At 59.2% G+C, this 23,632-nt stretch carries 21 protein-coding genes; 4 read left to right on the forward strand and 17 right to left on the reverse strand.

Annotated elements, in window-relative coordinates; translation table 11 throughout:
• The first annotated feature begins 202 nt into the window (after positions 1-202).
• A complete protein-coding gene (locus tag M5C56_RS04675) occupies positions 203-1,225 on the forward strand; it encodes a glycosyltransferase family 9 protein (protein ID WP_103495126.1) in 1,023 nt (340 codons plus the stop codon).
• A gap of 66 nt (positions 1,226-1,291) precedes the next feature.
• Here M5C56_RS04675 and M5C56_RS04680 read toward each other — a convergent pair whose 3' ends face one another.
• The 10 genes from M5C56_RS04680 to iolC form a co-directional block, all read right to left on the reverse strand.
• On the reverse strand, positions 1,292-2,314 hold the full coding sequence (locus tag M5C56_RS04680) for an ABC transporter permease (RefSeq protein WP_100941611.1): 1,023 nt from the start codon (positions 2,312-2,314) through the stop codon (positions 1,292-1,294).
• 66 nt (positions 2,315-2,380) lie between these two features.
• Positions 2,381-3,949 (reverse strand): sugar ABC transporter ATP-binding protein, encoded by a 1,569-nt coding sequence (locus M5C56_RS04685; protein ID WP_103498325.1) that lies wholly within the window; start codon positions 3,947-3,949, stop codon positions 2,381-2,383.
• 70 nt (positions 3,950-4,019) lie between these two features.
• Entirely contained in the window at positions 4,020-4,946 is a 927-nt protein-coding gene (locus M5C56_RS04690; RefSeq protein ID WP_103498324.1) for a sugar ABC transporter substrate-binding protein, read from the reverse strand.
• A 226-nt stretch (positions 4,947-5,172) separates the two neighbouring features.
• Positions 5,173-6,183: a Gfo/Idh/MocA family oxidoreductase gene (locus M5C56_RS04695; protein ID WP_103498323.1), complete on the reverse strand. Its 1,011-nt coding sequence runs from the start codon at positions 6,181-6,183 to the stop codon at positions 5,173-5,175.
• 42 nt (positions 6,184-6,225) lie between these two features.
• Positions 6,226-8,157: a 3D-(3,5/4)-trihydroxycyclohexane-1,2-dione acylhydrolase (decyclizing) gene (gene iolD / locus M5C56_RS04700; RefSeq protein ID WP_103498322.1), complete on the reverse strand. Its 1,932-nt coding sequence runs from the start codon at positions 8,155-8,157 to the stop codon at positions 6,226-6,228.
• Positions 8,154-8,984, reverse strand: a complete 831-nt coding sequence (locus M5C56_RS04705; protein WP_103498321.1) for a TIM barrel protein — start codon at positions 8,982-8,984, stop codon at positions 8,154-8,156. Before M5C56_RS04705 ends, iolD begins: the two co-directional genes overlap by 4 nt.
• Positions 8,985-9,019: 35 nt before the next feature.
• Positions 9,020-10,522 (reverse strand): CoA-acylating methylmalonate-semialdehyde dehydrogenase, encoded by a 1,503-nt coding sequence (locus M5C56_RS04710; protein WP_103498320.1) that lies wholly within the window; start codon positions 10,520-10,522, stop codon positions 9,020-9,022.
• A 40-nt stretch (positions 10,523-10,562) separates the two neighbouring features.
• Positions 10,563-11,372 (reverse strand): 5-deoxy-glucuronate isomerase, encoded by an 810-nt coding sequence (gene iolB, locus M5C56_RS04715; RefSeq protein WP_103498319.1) that lies wholly within the window; start codon positions 11,370-11,372, stop codon positions 10,563-10,565.
• Positions 11,369-12,262: a myo-inosose-2 dehydratase gene (gene iolE / locus M5C56_RS04720; protein WP_103498318.1), complete on the reverse strand. Its 894-nt coding sequence runs from the start codon at positions 12,260-12,262 to the stop codon at positions 11,369-11,371. The genes iolB and iolE overlap by 4 nt, the downstream gene beginning before the upstream one ends.
• A gap of 67 nt (positions 12,263-12,329) precedes the next feature.
• Positions 12,330-14,273 (reverse strand): 5-dehydro-2-deoxygluconokinase, encoded by a 1,944-nt coding sequence (gene iolC / locus M5C56_RS04725; RefSeq protein WP_103498317.1) that lies wholly within the window; start codon positions 14,271-14,273, stop codon positions 12,330-12,332.
• Positions 14,274-14,553: 280 nt separating this feature from the next.
• Here iolC and M5C56_RS04730 point away from each other — a divergent pair, with 280 nt between their 5' ends.
• A complete protein-coding gene (locus M5C56_RS04730) occupies positions 14,554-15,474 on the forward strand; it encodes a MurR/RpiR family transcriptional regulator (protein WP_100941621.1) in 921 nt (306 codons plus the stop codon).
• A 163-nt stretch (positions 15,475-15,637) separates the two neighbouring features.
• Here the strand turns inward: M5C56_RS04730 and M5C56_RS04735 are convergent, their stop codons facing one another.
• Complete coding sequence (locus tag M5C56_RS04735) at positions 15,638-15,838, reverse strand: hypothetical protein (RefSeq protein WP_103498316.1); 201 nt, start codon at positions 15,836-15,838, stop codon at positions 15,638-15,640.
• Positions 15,839-15,992: 154 nt separating this feature from the next.
• On the opposite strand from M5C56_RS04735, the gene M5C56_RS04740 reads away from it, so the two are divergent.
• Complete coding sequence (locus M5C56_RS04740; RefSeq protein ID WP_103498315.1) at positions 15,993-16,958, forward strand: Dyp-type peroxidase; 966 nt, start codon at positions 15,993-15,995, stop codon at positions 16,956-16,958.
• A 67-nt stretch (positions 16,959-17,025) separates the two neighbouring features.
• Here M5C56_RS04740 and M5C56_RS04745 read toward each other — a convergent pair whose 3' ends face one another.
• From M5C56_RS04745 to M5C56_RS04755, 3 genes are all read right to left on the reverse strand, one after another.
• A complete protein-coding gene (locus tag M5C56_RS04745) occupies positions 17,026-17,448 on the reverse strand; it encodes a VOC family protein (RefSeq protein WP_103498314.1) in 423 nt (140 codons plus the stop codon).
• A gap of 64 nt (positions 17,449-17,512) precedes the next feature.
• Complete coding sequence (locus M5C56_RS04750; protein WP_103498313.1) at positions 17,513-18,058, reverse strand: ester cyclase; 546 nt, start codon at positions 18,056-18,058, stop codon at positions 17,513-17,515.
• A gap of 94 nt (positions 18,059-18,152) precedes the next feature.
• On the reverse strand, positions 18,153-19,274 hold the full coding sequence (locus M5C56_RS04755; protein ID WP_103498312.1) for an alkene reductase: 1,122 nt from the start codon (positions 19,272-19,274) through the stop codon (positions 18,153-18,155).
• A 127-nt stretch (positions 19,275-19,401) separates the two neighbouring features.
• Here M5C56_RS04755 and M5C56_RS04760 point away from each other — a divergent pair, with 127 nt between their 5' ends.
• Entirely contained in the window at positions 19,402-20,289 is an 888-nt protein-coding gene (locus M5C56_RS04760; protein ID WP_103498311.1) for a LysR family transcriptional regulator, read from the forward strand.
• A gap of 60 nt (positions 20,290-20,349) precedes the next feature.
• On the opposite strand, the gene M5C56_RS04765 is transcribed toward M5C56_RS04760, so the two are convergent.
• The 3 genes from M5C56_RS04765 to M5C56_RS04775 all read right to left on the reverse strand — a co-directional run bounded on the left by M5C56_RS04765 (position 20,350) and on the right by M5C56_RS04775 (position 22,929).
• Positions 20,350-20,793 carry a PaaI family thioesterase gene (locus M5C56_RS04765; RefSeq protein ID WP_103498310.1) on the reverse strand — a complete coding sequence of 148 codons (444 nt, stop codon included), beginning with the start codon at positions 20,791-20,793 and terminating at the stop codon, positions 20,350-20,352.
• 680 nt (positions 20,794-21,473) lie between these two features.
• A complete protein-coding gene (locus M5C56_RS04770) occupies positions 21,474-21,935 on the reverse strand; it encodes a hypothetical protein (RefSeq protein WP_247263044.1) in 462 nt (153 codons plus the stop codon).
• A 169-nt stretch (positions 21,936-22,104) separates the two neighbouring features.
• Positions 22,105-22,929, reverse strand: a complete 825-nt coding sequence (locus M5C56_RS04775) for a hypothetical protein (RefSeq protein WP_103498308.1) — start codon at positions 22,927-22,929, stop codon at positions 22,105-22,107.
• Between the last annotated feature and the right edge of the window lie 703 nt (positions 22,930-23,632).

Genomic DNA, 23,632 nt, shown 5'->3' on the forward strand with positions numbered 1-23,632 from the left:
GGGGACGGAAGACAGCAGGCCGCGGCAGGATAGCAGGCGATCCCGGCCATAAGGCTATCGGCTTGGTTGCGATTTTCTGTAGGTAGGCCTACCAACGGGCACCGAGTAGGAAAAAAACCACAAGATTGATAAGATCGCTCCTTTTCGATGGTCAGTTATTCCTGCGAACCGTCGCCCTCCAAACCCGAACCGGATCCATTGCATGACAACCAGCCCGCTACAGGCCGCAGAAAAAATTCTCCTGGTTGCTCCGCACCGCCTGGGCGACACCCTGTTTGCAACACCGGGTATTCGTGCCCTGCGCCAGGCAAAACCGCATGCTCAGATAGATGCCGTGGCGTTGTCGGCGCTGTCTCATGAGTTACTCGCCCACAATAGCTGCATCAATACGCTCTACACCGTCAAGGAGCGCCCTATTGCCCAACTGGCGGCCGAGTATGATGCTGTATTGCCACTGCAGAACATCAACAAGGTCAACGAGTATCTGAAAGACGTCCCCGGGGTCTTGATGCTTCCCCGTTATGAAGGCACCTTTCACTACTCGGAAAATTTTTATCGCTTTGTGCTCCAGCAACTGCCGTCAGCGGCCGAATTTCCAGCAGGTCCCTATGAGCTCAATGTCAATGCACAGGACAAGGCGGATGCCGACCGGTTACTGAAGAGTATCCCGGCGTCCCCTGAACCTTTTGTGATTGCCTTGCATATGGGCTGCCATCAGATTTCGAAAAAGGGTCAGCGCTTCTTGTACAAGCTGTTTCCTTTCCTGATGACCAAAGACACCCGGAGCTGGTCCTTCAAGCGCTTTGATCAACTGGTACAGCGCCTGGTAACGCAACACCCGGCTGTCCATATCGTGCTCACGGGCTCATCCAGCGAAGCCTTTGCCGCCGATGCGCTGACCGCTCACCCACATATCCTGAATCTCATCGGCAAGACCAATGTCGGCCAACTCGCGGCGGTACTGCAACGCTGCCAGTTACTGCTGACCGGCGATACCGGCCCGATGCACGTCGCCTGTGCGGTAGAGCGGCCGATGGTCCTGCTCTGCGGGAAAACCGACCCGGCGCAGACAGGACCGTATCCCGTGCGCGCCCATCACCGCATTATTCAAAAAGACGGGATGGATAATATTTCGGTGGACGAGGTTTATCAGGCTGTTGTGAGCTATCTGCCCAAGCCATCGACACAACAGACTTCAGTCGCCATTCCGGCAACCGTGGCCTGAGCGTCGCAAGAGAGAAACCTCAGTACGCAAAAAGGGCCTGAAAAGGCCCTTTTTGCGACGGCTCACTCAGCGCTTGAGCTTGCGCTTGTTGCGATACTGGTCGATGACCACCGCCACCACGATGATCAGTCCCTTGATGATGTCCTGGATATAAGCGTCGACCCCGACAAAGGTGAAGCCGCTGGCCATGACCCCGAGGATCAGCGCGCCGATCACCGTGCCGGTAATGCGCCCCACCCCGCCCGCCAGGCTGGTACCGCCAATCACCGCCGCCGCAATCGCGTCCAGTTCGTAGGACATGCCCATACCCGCCTGCCCGGTGGCGGCCCGTGCCGACGCAACCACCCCGGCCAGTCCCGACAAGAGCCCGGCGATGCTGTAGACAATCACCAGATGGCGCTTGACGTTGATCCCGGAAGTGCGCGCCGCCTGCATGTTGCCGCCGATGGCGTAGGTGTACTTGCCGTACTTGGTGTAACGCAGGGCGATGTGGAAGATCAGCGCCACCACCAGGAAAATGATCACCGGCATCGCGCCGTGGCCGATGGCCGTATAGGAATCCGAGAGCATGCTCACCGGCTGGCCTTCGGTGTAGTAACGCGCCAGGCCACGGGCCGAGACCATCATGCCGAGGGTGGCAATAAAGGGTGGAATCCCGGTCAGGGCAATGATGCTGCCGTTGATCGCCCCCGCCAGCAGCCCTACCCCGAGTCCGACAATGACCGGGATCCACACCGGCAGGTCGGTCAGCGACGGAAACACCGCCCGGGCGAAGTCCGAGGTCTGCGCCAGGCTCGCGGCGATCATCGCCGAGAGTGCCAGCACCGAGCCCGACGACAGGTCGATGCCGGTGGTGATAATGACCTGGGTGACCCCGATCGCCAGCAGGCCGATGATCGAGACCTGCAGGATCATCAGCACCAGCCGCTGGGAGTTCATCAGGAAACTCTGGTCGCGGACGATCCAGCCGAACAGTTCGAAGACCAGGCCGATGCCGATCAGTACCAGGAAGATGCTCAGTTCGGTGGGAAGGCGCCGGCGACTCTTGACCGGCACCGTTGCAGGCTTGTTTTCCAGTATCACGTTCATAACCACTCACCCTTCTATCGCGTTACCGGCGCGGAGCACCGCCGCCGGCCTCTGTACGTTGAACAACTAGTGAACCGCGGTCATCCCGGAGGCCAGTTGCATGACCCGCTCCTGGGTCGCCTCGCCACGGTCGAGGGTGCCCATCAGGTCGCCCTCGTGCATGACCATCACCCGGTCGCTCATGCCGAGCACTTCCGGCAGCTCCGAGGAAATCATGATCACCGCCATGCCTTCGCTGGCGAGGTAGGCGATCAACCGGTAGATCTCGGCCTTGGCGCCGACATCGATGCCCCGGGTCGGCTCGTCGAGAATCAGGATCCGCGGGTTGGTCATCAGCCAACGGGCGAGCAAGGCCTTTTGCTGGTTGCCTCCGGACAAGGTGTCGATGCACTGCTCCAGGGACGGGGTTTTCACCCGCAGCTTCTTGCACATTTCCTCGCACAGGGCGCGCAAGGCTTTCTGCTGGATAAAGCCGTTACCGCTGACGTAATGCGGCAGCACGGCCATTTCCATGTTTTCCATGACCGAGAGGCACGGGAACAGGCCACTGAGCTTGCGGTCCTCGGTGAGCAGGGCAAAACCCTTCTCGATCGCCAGGTGCGGGTCGCTGATCCGTACCGGCAGGCCGTCGAGGCGGATTTCCCCGCCATCGCTGGGGGTGATGCCGAACAACGCTTCGGCGACATTGGTCCTGCCCGAGCCCATCAACCCGGCGATGCCGAGGATCTCACCGGCATGCAGGTCGAACGACACCCCTTTGAAGATGCCATCCAGACGCAGGTCGCGCACCGACAGCAGCAGATCGCCGATGGGCTTTTCGCGCACCGGGAACAACTGGCTCAGTTCACGCCCGACCATCATCGAGATCAGGCTGTCGCCGTCCATGCTGTCGGCCCGCTGCAGGCCGATATAGGCACCGTCGCGGAATACCGCCACTTCATCGGCGATGGCGAACACTTCGTTCATTTTGTGGGTGATGTAGATGATGCCCTTACCCTGGGACTTGAGGTCGGCAATGATCGAGAACAGGTGGGCGACTTCCTTGTCGGTGATGGCCGAGGTCGGTTCGTCCATGATCAGGATGTCGGAGTCGTAGGACACCGCCTTGGCGATCTCGACCATCTGCCGTTCGGCGATGCTCAGGTTGCCGACATGTTCTTCCGGGTCGAGGTTGATGCGCAGCCGTTCCAGCAGTTTCGCCGTGCAGCGGTGCATTTCCCGATGGTCGATCATATGGAAGCCGTTGAGCTGCTCGCGGCCGATCCAGATGTTCTCGGCGACGCTCATGTGCGGCATCAGGTTGAGTTCCTGGTGGATCATCGCGATCCCGGACTGCAAGGCCGCCAGCGGCGTGTCGAAGACCACCGGCTTGCCGCGCAGGCGCAGCTCACCAGCGTCCGGCTGGTAGATGCCGGCGATGATTTTCATCAGGGTGGATTTGCCGGCACCGTTCTCGCCCATCAGGGCCAGCACCGACCCCGGGCGGACCCGCAGTTGTACATCGGACAGCGCCACGACCCCGGGAAAACCCTTGCTGACGTTGACAATCTCCAGCAGGTACGGCTCATCGACAGGTAGGGCGGTTGGCTGGATACCCACCAGCGGGTTGCTCGAAGCAGTCGCTGAAGCGAACATGATCAGGTACTCCATCAGCAAGGCGAGCAGTGCGACCTTGCTTGTTTATTGTTGTTATTGAACGGACTGACTATTTGAACTGAGCAACGTTTTGCGGAGTGATCAGGCGATACGGCACCCACACCGCCTGTTCGACCGGCTCATGCTTGGCCATCTTCACCGCGGCGTCGAGGGAACCGACCGCCTGGCCCTTGGCATCCTGGAACACCGAGACCGTCATATCGCCTTTTGTCACCGCACGCAGACCATCGGGGGTACCGTCGACACCGGCAATCAGCACACTACCCTTTTTCACCCCGGCCTGCTCCAGCGCCATGGACGCGCCGATGGCCATCTCGTCGTTGTTGGCGACCACGGCATCGAATTTGCGGCCCTGGGTCAGCCAGTCGTTGACCAGGGTCATGCCTTTGTCCCGCGACCAGGTACCGGTCTGCTCCTGCTCGATCTTGATGTTCGGGTACTTGGCCAGGACTTCCTTGACGCCCTTGGTGCGGTTGGTGGTGGAGTTGTTGGCGAGGTCACCGAGGAGGATCACGATGTCGCCCTTGCCGTTCATTTTCTCGGCGAGGTACTGCATCTGCATCTGCCCGGCTTCGAGGTCGTTGGAGGCGACGGTGGTCACGCCCTTGGGCAGGTTCAGATCATCCGGCCGGCGGTTGACGTAGACCAGGGGAATCCCCGCCTTGACCGCCGCATCGGTGATTTTCCTGGTGGCGGCAGTGTCCACCGGGTTGACGATGATGGCGTCGACCTTCTGGCTGACGAAGCTTTCCACCTGGCTCAGTTGCTTGACCACATCGCCACGGGCGTCTTCGAACTGCAGTTTCACACCGTCAGGCATGGACTTGGCTTTCTGGTCCATGGATTCACGCAGGTAGGTCAGCCAGGTGTCATCGAACTGCGACATGCTCACGCCAATCTTCATGTCGGCGAAGGCGGCACCGCTGGCGAGCATCAGGGACAAGGTAAGGGAAGTGAAACGGATCTTGGTTTTCATGAAAAGTCTTTCTCCACATTCTTGTTGGTTTTATGGATCAAACGTGACTCTTTCAGTGACCGGCAAGCGAACGATCGTCAGCAGTCGACAACCTGAAATTGACTTTATTGGAAAATAATTTCCATATCAATCTGTTTTAGAAATTTATTTTCTTTTTCATCTTTGGGCCTTACTGGCAAAGCTCGCGGGCGACGCGCTCAAGCATCATCCGGTTCGATTCGTTGCCTTAGCCGTAGAAGTGCGGGCGTTCCGGCAGCCCGATCCGGACAATCGCCCCGCTGCCCTGGGCTTCGATGCAGGCATCCGCCGCCACCGCCGCCGCCAGGCCATCCCACGCCGACGGACCGCCGACCTGGCCGGCACGCACACCATCGATAAACGCCTGCAACTCGACGTCATAGGCGGCGATAAAGCGGTCTTTCCAATCCATCAGGATCGCGTTGGAGAGTTTGGCACCGCTGCGCAGTTGTACTTGCGAGGGCTCCGGCAACCTGGCAATGCCGGTTTCGCCGACCACTTCGCACTGGATGTCATAGCCGTACTGGCAGTTGACGAAGACCTCGACGTCGATCCGCGTACCCCGGGCGGTTTCCAGCAGGACGATCTGCGGGTCCTTCAGGTGGGCATGGGCCTTGCTGGTCTTGCGCGGGAACACCACCTGCACCGACACGTAGTCATCGGCCAGCAGCCAGCGCAGCACGTCCAGCTCATGGATCAGGGTGTCGGTGATGGCCATGTCGGTCTTGTAATTCTCGCCCACGGTCGGGTTGCGATGGGCGCAATGCAGCATCAACGGCTCGCCGATCTGGCCGCTGTCGATCACCGCCTTCAGGGCGCGGTAACCTTCATCGTAGGGACGCATGAAACCGACCTGCACCAGGCGCTTGCCGTGGGCCACTTCGGCGGCGACGATTTTACGGCAGCCTTCGGCGGTGACCGCCAGCGGCTTCTCGCAGAACACCGGCTTGCCGGCCGCAATCGCCGCCAGCACAAACTCCTCGTGGCTCGGCCCCCAGGAGGTAACCAGGATCGCCTCGACTTCCGGCGCATTGATCAGCGTATGACCGTCCAGGTAAACCTCGGCGGTCAGTCGCAGGTCGGCGACCACCTTGGCCGCCTGCTGCAGGTTGATGTCAGTCACCGCCACCACCTGGCTGTTGAGCAGGGTCTTGCTGCAACGACGAATGTGATCCTGACCGATGGCACCGGTGCCGATGACACCTAGCTTTAAAGACATGGAAAAACTCCTGTTGGCGTGTTTGTTGTTCGGTGCAAGGGCTCAGTACTGACGCGCCTTGGCCAGTTGCTCATTAAGGTTTTTGGCCACGGCATCGGTGCGCGCGCTGGTGGAGACTTGCGCCACGCCGACCCGCCACCAGGACAGGTATTTGTGAATCATGGTCTTGGGCAGGACCTTGATATCGATCAGCGTCGACACCGTCTGCAACCGCGCATCGGCCAGGGCCGCCTGCAACTGCTCGATCGTGCTGACCTTGTAGGTCTTGCAACCGTAGGCCGCCGCGCTCATGGCGAAGTCCACCGGGACAAAGTCGCCGTCGAGCTTGCCGGTGGCCGGATCGCGGAAACGGAACTCGGTGCCGAAGCTGTCCATGCCGTGTTCCATCTGCAGGTTGTTGATGCAGCCGAAGGTCATGTTGTCGAGCAGGATCACGTTGATCTTGCGCCGCTCCTGGATCGAGGTGACCAGCTCCGAATGCAGCATCATGTAGGAGCCGTCGCCGACCAGGGCATAGACCTCCCGCGCCGGTTCCGCGAGTTTCACCCCGAGGGCGGCATTGACCTCGTAGCCCATGCAGGAATAGCCGTACTCGACGTGATAGGTGTTCACGCCCTTGCTGCGCCAGCTGCGTTGCAGGTCGCCGGGCAAGCTGCCGGCCGCCGCGACGATCACCGCGTCATCGGCCAGGGTTTCGTTCAACACGCCGAGTACCCGGCTCTGGGTCAGGCAGGAACCGGTCAGCTCGATAAATTCGCGCAGCACCGCCGGGTCCATGTGGTCGTTGATTTCCGGGACGAAATCCTTGGCCTGGTACTCGACCTGATAGACCCGGTCGACCTCCTCGTCCAACCGGGCCTTGGCCTGGCGTGTTTGCTCGCCCCAGCTGGCGCGGTAATCACCCAGCGCCTCGCCCAACGCCTGCAACGCTGAGCGGGCATCGGCCAGCACCTGCACGCCATCGAGTTTCAGGGCGTCACAGGGGCTTATATTGAGGTTGAGGAACTGCACCTCGGGATGCTGGAACAGCCACTTCGACGCGGTGGTGAAGTCCGAGTAGCGGGTACCGATGCCGATGATCAGGTCGGCTTCCTTGGCCAGCAGGTTGGCCGCCAGGCAGCCGGTTTCACCGATGCCGCCGACGTTCAGCGGATGGCTGGAGACCACCGCGCTCTTGCCGGCCTGGGTCTCGGCGAAAGGAATGTCGAAGCGTTCGGCAAAGGCCTGCAACGCCGCATTCGCCCCGGAATACCGAACCCCGCCGCCACAGATGATCAGCGGTTTGCGCTTGCCCTTGAGCAGCGCCACGGCGTCGCCGAGCATGGCCTCGGTGGCCGGACGGCGGTCGATGCGGTGCACGCGCTTCTGCAGGAAATAATCGGGGTAGTCATAGGCTTCGGCCTGGACGTCCTGGGGCAAGGCCAGGGTTACCGCGCCGGTTTCCGCAGGATCAGTGAGTACCCGCATGGCGTGGATCGCCGCGCTCATCAACTGTTCCGGACGATTGATGCGGTCCCAGTATTTGCTGACGGCCTTGAACGCATCGTTGGTGCTGATGCTCAGGTCATGGAACTGCTCGATCTGTTGCAGCACCGGGTCCGGCTGGCGGCTGGCGTAGACATCGCCGGGCAGCAGCAGCAAGGGAATACGGTTGGCGGTCGCCGTCGCGGCGGCGGTGAGCATATTCGCCGCGCCGGGGCCGACCGACGAGGTGCAGGCGTAGATTTTCCGCCGCAGGTGCTGCTTGGCAAAGCCGATGGCCGCATGGGCCATGCCCTGCTCGTTGCGGCCCTGATGAACCACCAGGTCGCCGCTGTCCTGCTCCAGTGCCTGGCCAAGGCCCAGCACATTGCCGTGGCCGAAGATGGTGAAGACCCCGGCGACGAACTTGCTTTGCACCCCATCGACCTCGACGTACTGGTTATCGAGGAATTTCACCAGCGCCTGGGCCATGGTCAGTCGGGTCGTGGTCATGCTTGCACCGCCAATGCCTGTTGAAGATGGACCATGCTCGCGCCCAGGGCCTGCTGGATATCCGCCCGCCCATGCACGCTTTCGGCAAAGGGTTCGAACGACAGGTAGCCGTTGTAACCGCTGCTGCGCAAAGCTTCGATCTGCGCCGCGTTGCCGAGGATATCGGCCTCGCCCACCAGCACCCGATGGCCGTCACGGATGGTTGCCAGCGGCGCTTGCGCGTCCTCGACCCCGGAGATATGCACCAGGCCGGTCAGCTCGGGGAAGTATTCCTGTTCGCCGGCCAGGTGATGATGAAAGGTGTCATGCACCAGGCGGAACACATCCAGCCCGCCAATCGCCTTGATCGCCTCCACCGCCGTGCGCTTGCGCCGCAATGCGCACTCTTCGAAACCCAGGGGTTCGATAAAACCGAGAATCCCGTACTCGCGCAGAATCGGCGCCAGTTCGCTCAAGGCCGTACGCAACCCGGCGTTGCGTTGTGCTTCCGAGCGTGGATCGTCGCGATCATTGAACGGGCACATCACCAGGCCCTCGGCCCCGCAATCACGGGCATAGGCCGCCAGCGCCAGGGTCTGCGCACGGCGCTCGGCATTCCAGACATCAAAGGGGTACAGGGCGTTGATCGACAGCACCTTGATACCGTGGGCCGCGCACAACTCGCGGACCCGCACGGCCGGTGTGCCGTCTTCGATCTCGACACCCATGAGATCGTTGCGGATCTCGATGGCATCGGCCTTCAGGGCCACCGCCAGTTCAATGAATTGCGGCAGTGACAAACGTGGGGCAACCATACGGTTCAGGGCGAAACGCAGGGGCTGGTTCATTATTCTTGTTCTCCGCGGACAAAGATGAAGATCGCCTACTTGGCGGTGGGCATACTGAATTCAGGGCCTTTGGCGATGCTGTCCGGCCAGCGCTGCATCACGCTCTTGTACCGGCTGTAGAAACGCAGGCCTTCGTCGCCGTAGGCATGGTGATCGCCGAACAACGAGCGCTTCCAGCCGCCGAACGAGTGCCAGGCCATGGGCACCGGGATCGGTACGTTGATGCCGACCATGCCAACCTTGATGCTGCGGGCAAAGGAGCGGGCAATCCCGCCGTCGCTGGTGAAACAGGACACGCCATTGCCGAACTCGTGGGCGTTGATCAGAGCCACGGCACTGGCAAAATCCGGAACCCGCACGATCCCCAGCACCGGGCCGAAGATTTCCTGCTGGTAGATGCTCATTTCGGTGGTGACGTTGTCGAACAGCGTGGCACCGACGAAGAAGCCATTTTCCGCACCCGGCACCTTGAAGCCGCGACCGTCGACAATCAGACGTGCGCCCTGGGCCACGCCCTCGCTGATAAAGCCTTCGACCTTGGCCTTGTGTTCGGCGGTCACCAGCGGTCCCATGTCGCTGTCGCCCTGCATGCCGTTACCGATCTTCAGTTGATCGATACGCGGCAGCAGTCGGGCAATCAGCTCATCGCCGACCTCGCCCACCGCCACGGCAATCGAGATCGCCATGCAGCGCTCGCCGGCCGAACCGTAGGCGGCGCCGATCAAGGCATCGGCGGCCTGGTCCAGGTCGGCGTCGGGCATGACGATCATATGGTTCTTCGCCCCGCCCAGGGCCTGGACCCGCTTGCCCCGCGCCGTGGCCTGCTGGTGGATGTACTCGGCAATCGGCGTCGAGCCGACAAAGGAAATGGCCTCGATATCCGGGTGCTGGAGCAAGGCGTCGACCGCCAGCTTGTCGCCCTGCACCACATTGAATACGCCGTCCGGCAGACCGGCTTCGGTCAACAGGCGGGCCATCAACAGACTGGCCGACGGGTCGCGCTCGGAGGGTTTGAGGATAAAGCAGTTACCGGTGACCAGTGCCAGCGGGATCATCCACAACGGCACCATCACCGGGAAGTTGAACGGCGTGACCCCGGCGCAAACGCCCAGGGGCTGGCGCAGGTTCCAGTTGTCGATGCCACCGCCGATATTGTCGCTGAAATCGGTTTTCAGCAGGTTCGGCGCGCCGCAGGCGTATTCGACGATCTCGATACCCCGGGTGACTTCACCCTTGGCGTCGGAAAACACCTTGCCATGTTCCCGGCAGATGATTTCGGCGAGTTCATCGTGGTGTTTATCCAGCAGTTCCTTGAACTTGAACATTACCCGCGAGCGGCGCAGGGACGACTGCTCGGACCAGGCCGGGAACGCCTTCAAGGCACTGGCGACGGCGTCATCGACGGTCTGCTGGCTGGCCAGCCCGACCCGCGCCTGCACGCTGCCGGTGGCCGGATTGAAGACATTGCTGAAACGCTCGCTACCGCTGTCGCGCACCTGGCCGTTGATGTAATGGCCTAAAACCGGAGCCTCACTCATTATTTTTATTCTCCATCCGAAAGTTGAAATGCCGCCGGACCTACAGGTCCAGCAACCAGCTGTGCCGTGGGTCGTTATGGAACTGCCAGACGCGCTTGGGGCCGGCCATCACGTTCAGGTAATACGACTCGTAGCCGTAGGGCACGCTGACCGGGTGATACCCCTTGGGCACCACCACCAGGTCGCTGTTTTCCACGGCCATGGCCTGGTCGATGGAACGGTCATCGGTGTAGACACGCTGAAAGACGAAGCCCTGGGGCGGATTGACCTGGTGGTAATAGGTCTCTTCGAGAAAGCTCTGGTGCGGCAGGTCGTCGGTGTCGTGCTTGTGCGGCGGGTAGCTCGACGAGTGCCCGGACGGCGTGCGCACTTCCACCACCAGCAGCGAGTGCGCAGGCTCGGTGTCCGGCAGGATGTCGCAGACATAACGGGTGTTGGCGCCTTTGCCGCGCACGCTGCGCTTCATGCTCTGCGGGGTGATCAGCCGTGGGCCATGACCCGCCGCTGTTGAGCCGGGCGCGGCACAGACGGCAATCTGCACATCGCTCAAGGCCACCACCTGGGCCTGGCTGCCGGGCGGCAGGTAGACTGCATAGGGGGACTTATCTTCGAACACCGACTGGCGATCGCCGATATTGTCCCAGTCAAAGGCGCCCTGCCCCGGCGCTTCGCCCTTGATGCTGACCCGACCGCCAAGCAGCACCAGGCACAGCTCCTTATCACCGGCGCTGACCGGCAGGTTTTCCCCCAGGCTCAGGCGATAGGCGGCGAAGCCGACATATTCCAGGACACCGGGCGCCAATTCGACCAGGGTCCGGCCCTTGGCGTGACTCTTGACCAGCAGGCTCATTGTCCGGTCCTCCGGTCGAGCAAACCACGCAAGGTGTCGAAGCCTTTCTTGGCGTAGATATAGCTCGGTGCGACAGCCGGGTCCTGTTCGGCCTCGACCACCAGCCAACCGTGATAATCGGCGGCCAGCAACACATCCAGCAGCGCGGCAAAGTCGATATCGCCGTCGCCGGGCACGGTGAAGGTGCCGTTGACGATGCAGTCCGGGAAACTCCAGAGGTTGTTGCGCGCCAGTTGCACCACTGGTTTGCGCACGTCCTTGAAGTGCACGTGACAAATACGCCCGATATGTTTGCGCAACACCTCCAGCGGCTCGCCGCCGCCCATGTAGCAATGGCCCGAATCGAACAGCAGGCCGACTTCGTTGCCGGTCAGCGCCATCAATTTATCGATGTCGGCCGGCGACTCGACGTAGGCGCCCATATGGTGGTGATAGGCCAGGCGCACGCCATGGGACAGAGTGAAGCGCGCCAGCTCGGTGAGTTTGTCGGCGTATTCCTGCCAGGCCTGTTCACTGTGAAACCGTGGGCGCTCCACCAGCGCAATGCGCTGGCCTTGAATGGAGTCGGCGACTTCGCCGTAGACCAGCACCTTGGCGCCGTTCTGGGCAAGCAACTCGACATGGCTGGCGATGGCGTCGATTTCCTCGGCCGCCGAACGCCGGGCCAGGCGGCTGGAGTACCAGCCGGAGACCAGTGCCAGGTCGTACGGCCGCAGCACATCGCCGACGCCCTTGGCGTCCTTGGGAAATTTGCCGTTGAGCTCGAACCCTTCGTAGCCGATGTCCTTGCCTTCGCTCAGGGCGGTGCTCAGCGGTGTCTCGCCGCCGAGGGAAGGCAGGTCGTCGTTACTCCAGGAGATCGGGTTGATGCCAATTCGGATAGCGGGCATGGCTGCACCTTTTATTGTTTTCTATATACCGTTGAAAATCGCACCCGTTGTCGTCAAAGCCTGGTGCCTACAAACCGTTACGCGCCGAACGCCAAGCGTCGATCAGACCGACAAACGTCGCCTGCACCTGCTGGATCAAGGCTTCATCATCGATTTCACCGGCCATCCAGGCCCGGCTGGGCTCCTGGAAAATCGTCCGGCCGACGGCAAAGCCGCGGCAAGTCCGGCTCCGGCTGGCCTGCTGGAAACCTTGCGCCAGGGTCGCGGCCGGCGCGTTCAGGCCCAGCAGCACCACGCCTCGGCAATAGGGATCTCGCTCTTGAATCAGGGCATCGAGTTGTTCCCACTCGGCAGCGCTTTGCGCTTCGATCTTCCACCAGGCCGGGTAGATATCCAGGTTGTAGAGGCGCTTGAGGGCGCGATACAGCACATCGGGGTAGGTCGATGGATGATCCTTGGGCGGGATGATCTCCAGCAGCAACTCATGGCCGCTGACCTGCGACGCCTGGTACAGCGCCTTGATCTGCGCTTCCTGTTCCAGACGCAGCATCGGCTCGTCATCCGGATGGAATTGCACCAGGCACTTGATGATCTGCTCCTGAGGCCAGGCAATCAGATTGCTGCCGATGGAGCGGCCCTGTTCGAAGGCCAGCGGCCGCGAACCCTGGACTTCCACCGGACGCGCAACCCACCAGCCACGACCGGTGGCGGCGTTCAAGGAATCCTGGCCAAAGCGCTGATCGGCCAGCAGACCGACGTCCGCCTCGATCCCCTGTTGACGCAGTTCGGCCTCGACCCGCTCCACGGCCTTGATAAACAGCAGCTTGAGCTCACCGATGCTATTGAGGTCACGACCGCCCTTATGGGCCAGTTCCACCAGTTGCCCGCGATGGTCGAAGGCAAAGATAAACAGTTGCCGCCAGGCTTTGCGCGGCACACTGACCTGATGCAGGCGTTGCAGGGTCATGTCCTGGTCGGGCCGGGTGATCGGCACCGGGCTGTTGAACAGGTAATCAAGTTCGGCGCGGGTCGGCATCGCCGGGGCGCAGGCATGCCGTGACACCACCAGACCGCCACAGGCATTGGCCAGTTGGCAGCAGCGTTCATCGCTGGCCTCCTCCAGCCAACCGCAGAGGAAACCCGACATAAAGGCATCGCCGGCGCCCAGCACGTTGAGCACTTCGACCCGTACGCCCGGATAAATGGCACCGTCTTCGAGCCGCGCCGGAATCGGCCCGTGAATCACCGTGCAGCCTTGTGCGCCGAGCTTGACCACCAGGGTCGCGGCGGTCAGCCCGCGCACGGTGCGCAGTGCGGTGAGCAAGTCCTGGCTGCCACCGGCGATCAGGAATTCCTCTTCAGTGCCCACGATCAGGTCGAAGCGTGGAAGGATGGCCTGCACATGTTGGCTGACCTGCTGGTCGGCGACAAAACGGGTTTCGCCGTCGGCCTTGCCGGTCAGCCCCCAGAGCACCGGGCGGTAATCGATATCGAGCACGCGCCGAACGTTGTGTTTTTCCGCGTAGTCCAGGGCCTGGATACTGGCCTTGTAGACCCCGGCGGTTGAGAAGTGAGTGCCGGTGATCAACAAGGCCTTGCTGGAAGCAACGAAGTCCTCGCGGATGTCTTCGGCGCGCAGGGCCATGTCGGCGCAGTTCTCGCGGTAGAACACCAGCGGGAAGGTTTCGCGGTCCTTGAGACCGAGCAGCACCATGGCGGTCAGACGTTCCGGGTCGACCTTGATGCCGCGAGTGTCGCAACCTTCACGGGCCAGGGATTCGACCAGGAAGCGCCCCATATGGTCGTCCCCTACCCGGCTCAACATCGCCGACTTCACCCCTAGGCGGGCGGTGCCGAAAGCGATGTTGGCGGAGGACCCGCCGAGGTATTTGGCAAAGCTCGAGACATCCTCCAGTCGCGCCCCGACTTGCTGCGCATAGAGGTCGACGCCAAGGCGCCCGAGGCAGATCAGATCCAATTGACGCCCACTGGCAAAACGAGTCTGGCCCATGCTGGCTCCTGTTATTTTTATCAGCCTGCGTTCGCCGCGATGAAGGCACGAACACTTTTGGTGTGAGGCCAGACTAGAACGTCTCAGGGCGAGATTCAATATATTTTCTATTATTTTTTATATGGAATATATTTTCCATTACACTCGAATGGGACGGAGCCTACAAGGTGGATCGTTTCAGCATCGCTCTACCTGACTCCGCACTCAAGATTTTATTGGCGTCGCCCCTGTAGACTAGGCGCAGCTACCCAGCCACAAGCACACACCAGAAGGATTTTCTATGTCCCGCACCGATCAGCCGGCCATGACCGACAGCGCACCCGAGGGCGATATCGCCAGCCCTCCGATCAATGCCGAACGCCTGCTGCAGCTGATCACCGAGGAATATGAAAGCCTGCCACGCCAGCTCAAGCGCATCGCCACCTATATGAGCCAGCAGAGCGACCGGATCATGGTCGACCGCATCAGCGATATCGCCCAGGAATGCGAAGTGCATCCCTCGGCCATCGTGCGTTTTTCCCAGCGTTTCGGTTTCAGCGGTTTCAGTGAAATGCAGGCGTTGTTTCGCCAGGCCTATACCCACAAGACCACACCGGCACAGAACTACCAGCAGCGCATTCGCAGCCTGATCGACAACAAGTCGCAGAAAGCCAGCGCCGCCGACCTGGCGCGCGAATGCATCAATGCCACGCTGTCGGGTATCGAACGCCTGGGCCTGGAACTGGACGACCAGGCATTCGACGCCGCCGTGGACCTGGTGGTGAATGCCGACAACATCTATGTGGTGGGAGTGCGTCGCTCATTCGCGGTGGCCGATTACCTGGTCTACAACCTGCAGCACACCAACAAGCGTATTCACCTGGTTTCGGGTCTGGGCGGCAGCTACCGCGAACAGATGCGCAGCGTGCGCGCCAACGACCTGGTGATTGCCATCAGCTTCTCGCCGTACGCCAAGGAAACCCAGCAGTGCCTGCGGATCGCGCAATTGCACCAGGCGAAAACCCTGACCATTACCGACAGCAACCTGTCGCCGCTGGTCAAGCGCGCCAGCACGGCGCTGCTGGTCAATGAGGGCAGCTCGTTCGCCTTCCGTTCCTTGAGCGCGAGCCTGTGCCTGTGCCAGGCGCTGTTTATCGCCGTGGCCTATCGACTGGAATTGAAGGTGGACGGGATTCACGAGCAGGTCGGCTTCGACGACTAGCCCGGCAGCGACCAGGTTGCCTAGGGTCTGTACGAAAACTCGCCGAGCGGCGATCAGGCAAGGCAAAAACAGGCGAGGAAGCGGAGTTTAGTCCACTAAATGAGCATTCCGAGCCTGTTTTTAACGCAGCATGATCGTCGCGCAGGCAGTTTCCGTACAGAGCCTAGTCGTCCAGCTGCAGGTTCTCGGCCATTAACGCCACCATCTCCATCGGGCTGCGGCTGTTGATCACGTTGTAGATCAACTCGCGCTTGCCACGGGGCAGTTTCTTTACACAGCTCTTGGCCGATGCCCGCACGGCTTCATCCGTACCATGGATACGGGCCGCCAGCAGAAGGATGAGGACAGCGTCGGTGAGGGTCATCGAAACGCACTCGAGAAATCAGGACAGCAGTGTATCGGCTGCGCCTGGGTTTTCTCCACTGCGTTTGCGCGCTCTTCACTCGATTGTAGCCTCAGAACCGCAATCTGCTATTTTCCACTCTTTCAAACCTGTCCCGCAGCCTGTGGAGCCTTCAATGACAACCCTTTCGCCATCGGCCGAGCGCAAGCCTGACCCGCAAGCGGTCTATAGCCCCATCACCAGCAGCGCGATATTCATCGTCGCCACCTTGGCCCCCGGTAGCGAGGCGGCCGAGAAGGTGCGCGGCTGGTGCGAAGATGTCGCCGCCCTGACGCGGTCCGTCGGCAAGCGTGTGCCCGCCGGCAATCTGTCCTGTGTCTGCGGTTTTGGCTCCAGCGCCTGGGACCGTCTGTTCGGCGGCCCACGCCCGGCCTCGCTGCACGCCTTTCGCGAGATGGGCGTCGAGGGCCGGCGAGCGGTGGCGACACCCGGCGATATCCTGCTGCATATCCGCGCCGATCAGATGGACCTGTGTTTCGAATTGGCCACGCAATTGCTCACCCGTCTTGGCGATGCGATCACGGTGGTCGATGAAGTCCAGGGCTTCCGTTATTTCGATATGCGCAGCATGGTCGGCTTTGTCGACGGCACGGAAAACCCGGCCGGTCACGAGGCGGTCGACTTCACCATGGTCGGCGATGAAGACCCGGCGTTTACCAACGGCAGTTATGTGCTGGTGCAAAAGTACCTGCACAATATGACGGCGTGGAACGGACTGACCGTCGAGGCGCAGGAACGTATTATCGGCCGCACCAAACTGTCCGATATCGAACTTGATGAGTCGGTCAAGCCGAGCTGCTCCCACAGTTCACTGACCACCCTCGACGAAGGCGGCCAGGAAGTGAAGATCCTGCGCGACAACATGCCCTTTGGCCGGCCTGGCGCGGGCGAGTTCGGCACCTATTTCATCGGCTATGCGCGCTCCCCCGCCCCCGTCGAGCAGATGCTCGAGAACATGTTCGTCGGCAGGCCCGCCGGCAACTATGATCGCCTGCTGGATTTCAGCACTGCGGTCACCGGCGGCCTGTTCTTTGTGCCCTCCGCCGATCTGCTGGAGGAGCTGGCTGAGCGCAAACCGTAGGCCGTGCGAGGATGCATCCTGCACCCGACGCTCAAGGATGCATCACGACCGCCCGAGAGAGGAAACCTCAAATCCCAGGGCTATGGGCCGGGCATGCAAAAATCAGCTCGACTGCCATGCCGTTCGGATCTTCTACAAAAATCTGATGTTCCAACAGGTCGGGCACCACGCGCTCGTTGAACTGCAAACCCAGGTCGAGCAGACGCTGCCGATGCTCCTGCAGATCACTGCAGCGGAACGCGACGTGATCAAGCGCGCCCGAGCCTTCAGCAATGGCACGTGCTCCAAGATAGGCGTCAAGCTCCGTCCCATGGTTTTCCAGGCTGACAATATGCAGAAGTGGGCGGCCCGCCGAGTAGAGCCAACTCCCCGGGAATGGGAACGCAGGCCGCCAGCCCTCTTCGAGCCCGATAGCATCACGAAAGAACGCCACTGTCTCAGCGACTTTGGCGGTGCGCAGCGTGAAGTGATCGAGATGTTGAATCGTCATGCTCGGCACCCTGCTGATCGATTGATAAATATTCCGCTCATTGATGCCCCCATCACTCTGCCCTTCATAACGCCCCCAGTTGCTTCATCAGCGCGAGGTTATCTTCGATGTGCCAGTTTGCGGTGATCTTGCCGTTTTCAATCTGGTAGATATCGGTAGCGATGAAATCCACGGTTTGACCGCTGCCGTTGATCTTGCCAAAGGTGCCGGTGAAGTGCCCGCGAAAATGCAGGTGAGCCACCACCCGGTCGCCGGCGATGATCATTTGCTCGACCTCGCAACGGAGGTCAGGCACCGCGCCACGAAACGCCCGTGAGGCCAGCAAGGGCCCCTCCGGCCCCTGCTTACGGCCGGCAGGCGGGGTCTTGTCGATAAAGTTGCCCGCCAGCGCTTCACGGGCGAAGGTTTCGTCGCCGGTATTCCAGAACGTGTCATAACGTCGGGCGGCGGTTTCCATGATCTTCAGTTGCGCGGGCGCAAGACTCTTGTCTACGACCAGGACGCCGGGCTTCACCAACTCCACGGGCGCGGCAGATACGGCGCCCGACAGTGCCAGGGTGAAGAACACGGTCGCAACGCGGAAACGAAACAGGTTGGAACGTTGTTGCATGATCAGGATTCCTTGATAAAGGGTAAACACGCGAGACCGTGACGATTCAGTCCCTCACGCGCTCGCCCACGGGAGGCGTTTTTTTGTGCCTGTATCAGGCAATAGCGTCGTTGTACGCCGGCCACGCGGGATAGTCCGAGTAACCGCGCTCGTCACCGCCGAACAGCGTGTCGCCAGCAAACTCGGCCAGGGGGAGATTTTCCAGCAGGCGTCTTGGCAGGTCAGGGTTGGCAACGAAAGGACGGCCAAAGGCGACCAGATCGGCGTACCCCTTGTCGATGACCCAATTGGCCCGCTTCAGATCGTACTTGCCGGCAACGATGATGGGCCGTTGGAAACGCGCCCGGATATCGGCCCGGAACGCTTCGGTGAACTGCGGCGCGTCTTCCCAATCGGCCTCGACCAGATGCAGGTAGGCAATGCCCAGCGTTTGCAGGAACGCAGTGGCCTCAAGGATCGTCGGCAGAATATCGGGGCAGTCCATACCGCGTGCGGTCAGGAAGGGAGCCAGGCGAATGGCTGTGCGTTCAGCCCCTACTTCCTCTGCAACGGCACTGACCACTTCCTTGAGGAAACGCAGCCTGTTCTCCCGCAAGCCGCCGTATTCATCGGTTCGGGTATTGGCGGTAGTGCGCAGAAACTGGTCGACGAGGTAGCCGTTCGCACCGTGAATCTCGACACCGTCGAAGCCCGCGTCCATGGCGTTGCGCGCGGCGATGCGGAAGTCGTTGACGATGCCGTGGATTTCTTCTTTGGCCAACGCACGCGGTGTCGGGCAATCCACCATCTCGCCCAGACCAGTCGCAGGATTCACCTTCCAGATCTTGGCTTCGAAGGGAACCGCCGAAGGCGCCACCGGCAACTCGCCGTTGTGGAAATCGGGATGGGATATCCGGCCGACATGCCAAAGCTGCAGAAAGATGCGCCCACCCGCGGCATGTACGGCATCGGTGATCAAGCGCCATCCGGCCACCTGATCCTGGCTATGAATCCCCGGAGTAAAGGAGTAGCCCTTGCCTTGCGGCGAGATCTGCGCCGCCTCCGAGACGATCAGGGCCGCCGACGCCCGCTGTGCATAATAACGGGCGTTCAGCGCATTGGGGATGTCACCCGGCTGGGTGCTGCGGGCGCGTGTCATCGGCGCCATCACGACGCGGTGAGGGACGGATTGTTCGCCTACAAGTGTCGGTGTGAACAGGGCTGAGTCAGCAGTCATGGCAAGGCTCCAAACAAGGGATGGGATGAACAGAGGTTTTCTGATCCGGTGTGTGAAGTGTTGCCTCTTGCCTTTAGGATTAGAATATGGCTATTGGTAGATAGATTATTGAACAAGGGTTGATAGTATGTTGGACGACCTCAACGAGCTGCGTACCTTCCAACGGATCCTGGTCTGCGGCAGCCTGTCAGCGGCGGCGCGTGATCTGGGTGTAGGGCTGGCGGTGGTCAGCAAACGGCTTATGGCACTGGAACGACGAGCAGGACAACGGCTGATCAACCGAACCACACGAACACTGTCGGCGACCAATGAGGGCTTGGCCCTGATGGTTCACGTTGATCGGATACTCGAGGAATTGGAGGCGGCGGAGTCACGCATGACGATGGGCGGTGAAGAGCCGTTCGGCATGCTCCGGGTCAGCTCACCCATTTCTTTCGGGCGTATTCACCTGGTGCCCTTGGTCGCCGAGCTGGTCGAGCGCCATCCCAAGCTGGATATCGAACTCAGGCTCGACGACCGCCTGATCGATCTGACGTACGAACGGATCGATGTCGCGGTGCGTATCGGCCAACCTCGGGATAGCACTGCGATCCTGCGCAAGCTGGCTGACAATCGCCGGATTCTGGTGGCTGCGCCCGCCTATCTCGAACGTCATGGGGAGCCTGAGCGTATTCGGGATCTGGAGCGTCATGGGTGTCTGCGCTACGACGACCCGTCCCTGCCCTGGCGCCTGGAAGGTCCGGGGAACGAAGTGATTGAGCTGCAGCCGCGCTCACGGCTGCACGCCAACAGCGGGGATGCCGTGCGCGACTGGGCGATTGATGGCCACGGGATCATGCTCAAATCCAGTGTCGATGTGGCAGACGACCTGGCGGCAGGTCGCCTGGTGCATATCCTGCGTGGCTGGCACAGCGCTTCTGCGCCGATCTACGCCCTGCTGCCTTCCCGGCGCTTTACGCCGAGCAAGACGAAGGTGTTCCTGGATGCGCTTGGTGCTCGGCTTGCCGCTCTCTGAGGCCGGCAAACCCGTAGGGGTGTTGCCGATCTCAAAGGCTTTAATCAGCCAGCAAACGCTTCAGCCCTTGAGGGGAATATTGCGCATCGTCACCAGTGCGGTGGCACACAGTGTTTCCGTGCCTTGTTTCACGGCAAACAAGTCGGCAGCGGCAATCGTCGTATTGTTCGAAGCGTTGATGACACGCCCCCTGGCCAGCAGCTTTTCACCGTCTGCCGGAGCGATCAGCTTGACCGTGAAGTCTGTCGTCATATTGATCCAGCCCGGCGGCAACAGGGTGCCAGCGGCCGAGCCACCGGCAAAATCGGCCAGCGCACCGATGATGCCGCCTTGAAAGAATCCGTTGTGCTGGGTGAGTTCCTTGCGGGTGGGCTGCTCGATTTCGCAATAGCCCGGCTTCAGGTAGTTGTAGTGAAATCCCAGCAGTTTGGCCGCGGGCATACTGAGCACGGCGCCTTGGACATGTTTGTCAAAATCTGGATTGGTGGCGTGGAAATCTTCCATGTGCATAGATCCTTTCCTGGAGAACGATTGGTTTTTCCTCGTACATTACTGATCGCCTGATACGACACATTACGTATAGCGCTCTTCAACTAATAAAACCAAGGACTAAAATGCGTAAATAAGGCAATTGAATATGACCCGATAAATAATTGGTCTGTTTATCGAGCAGAGATTGACCTGCCTATCGAGAGGCGCCTGGCTGGGCCGTCCGCTCTGCGCCCCTTCAGTATTTTCTGCCAACAATAAATCGTTGATAAATGCAACCCACAAACCACCCTAAAGCAAATGGGCTCATCGCTGTCGTGCCCCAAACCAATAACCGCTGGGGTAAAAAATAACTCATTTGATTCATAAGAGGATTGGGAGAATTCCCAATGAACGGAAGAAAAAACGGGATCATAAAGACGATGAGAAAAAACAAAAACCCAATAATGTATCCTAACGGCTTATCAAGCTTGATTTCCTCATAGCTTTCCTTGGCAAAAAAAAGAAACATGTAGACTAGGTGTCGGCTCGACATTTCCTTAATAAATAGCGCACATCAAACACAATATATTTAAAATACAGCGAGTAAAAATACGCAGGTGTCATGCCTAAAAAGAAGAAGTACAGAGATACAAGGCACATTTCCAAAATGTCATTTTTCTCAGTACCGAATACTGCCCAGTGGTAGACACCGTTCAGCAGACCAAAGGTCCCAAACGCCATAAAAAAGCAACACCGACATAAACATAAAAATGTAACACCAGCCAAGCCTTCACTACGCCCCATTGTTTTCTTTTCATCAGAAGCGCGTGGGTTTCCACACACCCTATCCCAGCGGCCCTTTTATGCTTTATCATATAAAGCACAGAAACGAAGTTATATATCAAGGCCCCAACAAATGCTATTCCACTCAAATTTCTATACAGTGTCACATTGAAAGGGCCGGTGATAACGGGAGCGATTTTCACACCCACGCTATCAAGACCGCTCACCACAGGACCTATAAAAAAATCCAACACCTTAGTTAGGGACGGAAAATAGACCCCACAAACCGCATAAAAAACAACAAGAACAGAAATACAACCACATATCGGAGCCGAATTAAACCATGGTACATTCGGATAGTCCGCAGGAACATTCCTCAAACGAAACGCCATGATGACAGGCACCTCTCCCAAGTAGAAAACATAGACATCCAAAAAAAATGGAGCACACTTTATTTTCGTGGCGCGCCCCTTTTTGAAAACATACCGGCCTCTTTCGATTGTCTAATGTCTATTTTTCTACTTGAAAATGAAAAACATCTGACACGCCTGCGCTTCATACTCAAAAAGCGTAGCCAACCCCAATCTTCAGGGTCGTCTCATCGGTCTGACTGCTTGGCTCCAACGCCACCGCAGTGCTTGAAATATTATGCGCAGAACTGATGCCATATTTGAAAGACGTGTAATCGACACCCACATTCCCATGAAGATTTTTCGTGAATGCATAATCTGCGGATAAACCGGCCTTATACAGATTGGAATCTCCAAGCCCAGCAGAAAAGCCACGAGGGCCACTCACATCAACGTCTGACGCGAACGTGCGTCCAACCAGGGCATTGGCGGTAAATACCAAACGGGAAAATGGCGAGTATTGGACAAGTGTGCCGGCGCCATACCAACTATGGGTATAGGTTTCGCCGAAATTAACGCCGCGCTGCCATTCATGCCGGCCAAGCTCGCCGTAAGGAGTGACCATGAACGCTCCATCAAGCGCAAAACCTTTTCCCCAGCGCAGACTATAGTCGGAAATGTTTGCGCTAGACTGTCCGACGGCAGAACCGTATTTCCCGCTTGACTGGAGCGTCCCCTTATACCCGGTATTTCCGTTGTTCTTACTGTACTGAAATTGAAGATAGTCGTTATCCAGCAGCACGTCCTTCATCATGGAAAAAGACAAGGCAAAACCGTGGACAGTGCCGTTTTCCGTAGCAAAGGTTCCGACAGGACTGCCAAATCGCCCTTTGGTGGTTTCCTTATAATCGACTTTCGTGGAAATAGCCTGAACGTCAAACTGATTATTCGATGCTTTTATATCATCTGTTCCGGCGAATGCCGTCGTGCACAAAGCTGCAGTGACTGCAAAAACTGCTATTTCATTAACTTTCAAAATATTTCCCTCTTTTTAAATATTCCAATAACCAACCCGCTATCAGCAGCTCTGAATGCGCCGAGCGCTGCTCGGCCTTGATCGCCACCGAATTCAAAATGTTGTCGTTTGCACATTTGTTGGCCGCGACCAGGAAGTATCCGTCGCAAAGTTTGGTAATCGCGGGAGCGGAGCTTGGGCAAAGCGACTGACCCGGCTCGTGGTCGAGCGGGCTTTGACTGCATCTTGCCGTGCCAGACGCGCTAGCGTCAGGGCATTGATAGGCAGGGACAGCCCTGACAGATGTTTGAGGTGTTCCGTGATGACGGCAACACCCGAAAGCTTGGGGATGGCGACGAGTGAGGCAATGCCACTGTCTTCACTTCCTGTGTGTTGTCGCGTTTCGGACGAAACGCTGCTCCCTGCGTTACGATCAGACATGTCAACTCAACGGCGTTTACAAAAGAAGAAAGTACATCGTGCTATTACAGGCACGACAAACCAACCTTGGGAAGGCTGATACATTAAAAAGAGGCTGTAGCTAAAAATCAGATTTACCAAAAACTTTAACTTGATACCAACCAAAACAAGATATCAAAAAGCCATCAGAAGACTAGCACCTCTCACCACCAAGAAAAAGCATTGTTTTCGCCCAGAAAACTTCACCAGCGGTCAAAAAACTCAGACTTTATATTTGTATTAAAAACGATACATAAAAATACCA

Source organism: Pseudomonas sp. MWU13-2862, from assembly GCF_023242495.1.
GTDB lineage: Bacteria > Pseudomonadota > Gammaproteobacteria > Pseudomonadales > Pseudomonadaceae > Aquipseudomonas > Aquipseudomonas gingeri_D.

Excerpts from the sequence above, each read along its gene's own strand:
- iolB (WP_103498319.1), bottom strand. The coding sequence starts at position 11,372 with ATGAGCCTGCTGGTCAAGAGTCACGCCAAGGGCCGGACCCTGGTCGAA.
- M5C56_RS04680 (WP_100941611.1), bottom strand. The coding sequence starts at position 2,314 with ATGAACGTGATACTGGAAAACAAGCCTGCAACGGTGCCGGTCAAGAGT.
- M5C56_RS04740 (WP_103498315.1), top strand. The coding sequence starts at position 15,993 with ATGACAACCCTTTCGCCATCGGCCGAGCGCAAGCCTGACCCGCAAGCG.
- M5C56_RS04730 (WP_100941621.1), top strand. The coding sequence starts at position 14,554 with ATGTCCCGCACCGATCAGCCGGCCATGACCGACAGCGCACCCGAGGGC.
- M5C56_RS04770 (WP_247263044.1), bottom strand. The coding sequence starts at position 21,935 with ATGGCGTTTCGTTTGAGGAATGTTCCTGCGGACTATCCGAATGTACCA.
- M5C56_RS04765 (WP_103498310.1), bottom strand. The coding sequence starts at position 20,793 with ATGGAAGATTTCCACGCCACCAATCCAGATTTTGACAAACATGTCCAA.
- M5C56_RS04675 (WP_103495126.1), top strand. The coding sequence starts at position 203 with ATGACAACCAGCCCGCTACAGGCCGCAGAAAAAATTCTCCTGGTTGCT.
- iolC (WP_103498317.1), bottom strand. The coding sequence starts at position 14,273 with ATGGGCCAGACTCGTTTTGCCAGTGGGCGTCAATTGGATCTGATCTGC.
- M5C56_RS04745 (WP_103498314.1), bottom strand. The coding sequence starts at position 17,448 with ATGACGATTCAACATCTCGATCACTTCACGCTGCGCACCGCCAAAGTC.
- M5C56_RS04735 (WP_103498316.1), bottom strand. The coding sequence starts at position 15,838 with ATGACCCTCACCGACGCTGTCCTCATCCTTCTGCTGGCGGCCCGTATC.
- iolE (WP_103498318.1), bottom strand. The coding sequence starts at position 12,262 with ATGCCCGCTATCCGAATTGGCATCAACCCGATCTCCTGGAGTAACGAC.
- M5C56_RS04750 (WP_103498313.1), bottom strand. The coding sequence starts at position 18,058 with ATGCAACAACGTTCCAACCTGTTTCGTTTCCGCGTTGCGACCGTGTTC.
- iolD (WP_103498322.1), bottom strand. The coding sequence starts at position 8,157 with ATGACCACGACCCGACTGACCATGGCCCAGGCGCTGGTGAAATTCCTC.
- M5C56_RS04755 (WP_103498312.1), bottom strand. The coding sequence starts at position 19,274 with ATGACTGCTGACTCAGCCCTGTTCACACCGACACTTGTAGGCGAACAA.
- M5C56_RS04695 (WP_103498323.1), bottom strand. The coding sequence starts at position 6,183 with ATGTCTTTAAAGCTAGGTGTCATCGGCACCGGTGCCATCGGTCAGGAT.
- M5C56_RS04705 (WP_103498321.1), bottom strand. The coding sequence starts at position 8,984 with ATGAACCAGCCCCTGCGTTTCGCCCTGAACCGTATGGTTGCCCCACGT.
- M5C56_RS04690 (WP_103498324.1), bottom strand. The coding sequence starts at position 4,946 with ATGAAAACCAAGATCCGTTTCACTTCCCTTACCTTGTCCCTGATGCTC.
- M5C56_RS04710 (WP_103498320.1), bottom strand. The coding sequence starts at position 10,522 with ATGAGTGAGGCTCCGGTTTTAGGCCATTACATCAACGGCCAGGTGCGC.
- M5C56_RS04685 (WP_103498325.1), bottom strand. The coding sequence starts at position 3,949 with ATGTTCGCTTCAGCGACTGCTTCGAGCAACCCGCTGGTGGGTATCCAG.
- M5C56_RS04760 (WP_103498311.1), top strand. The coding sequence starts at position 19,402 with ATGTTGGACGACCTCAACGAGCTGCGTACCTTCCAACGGATCCTGGTC.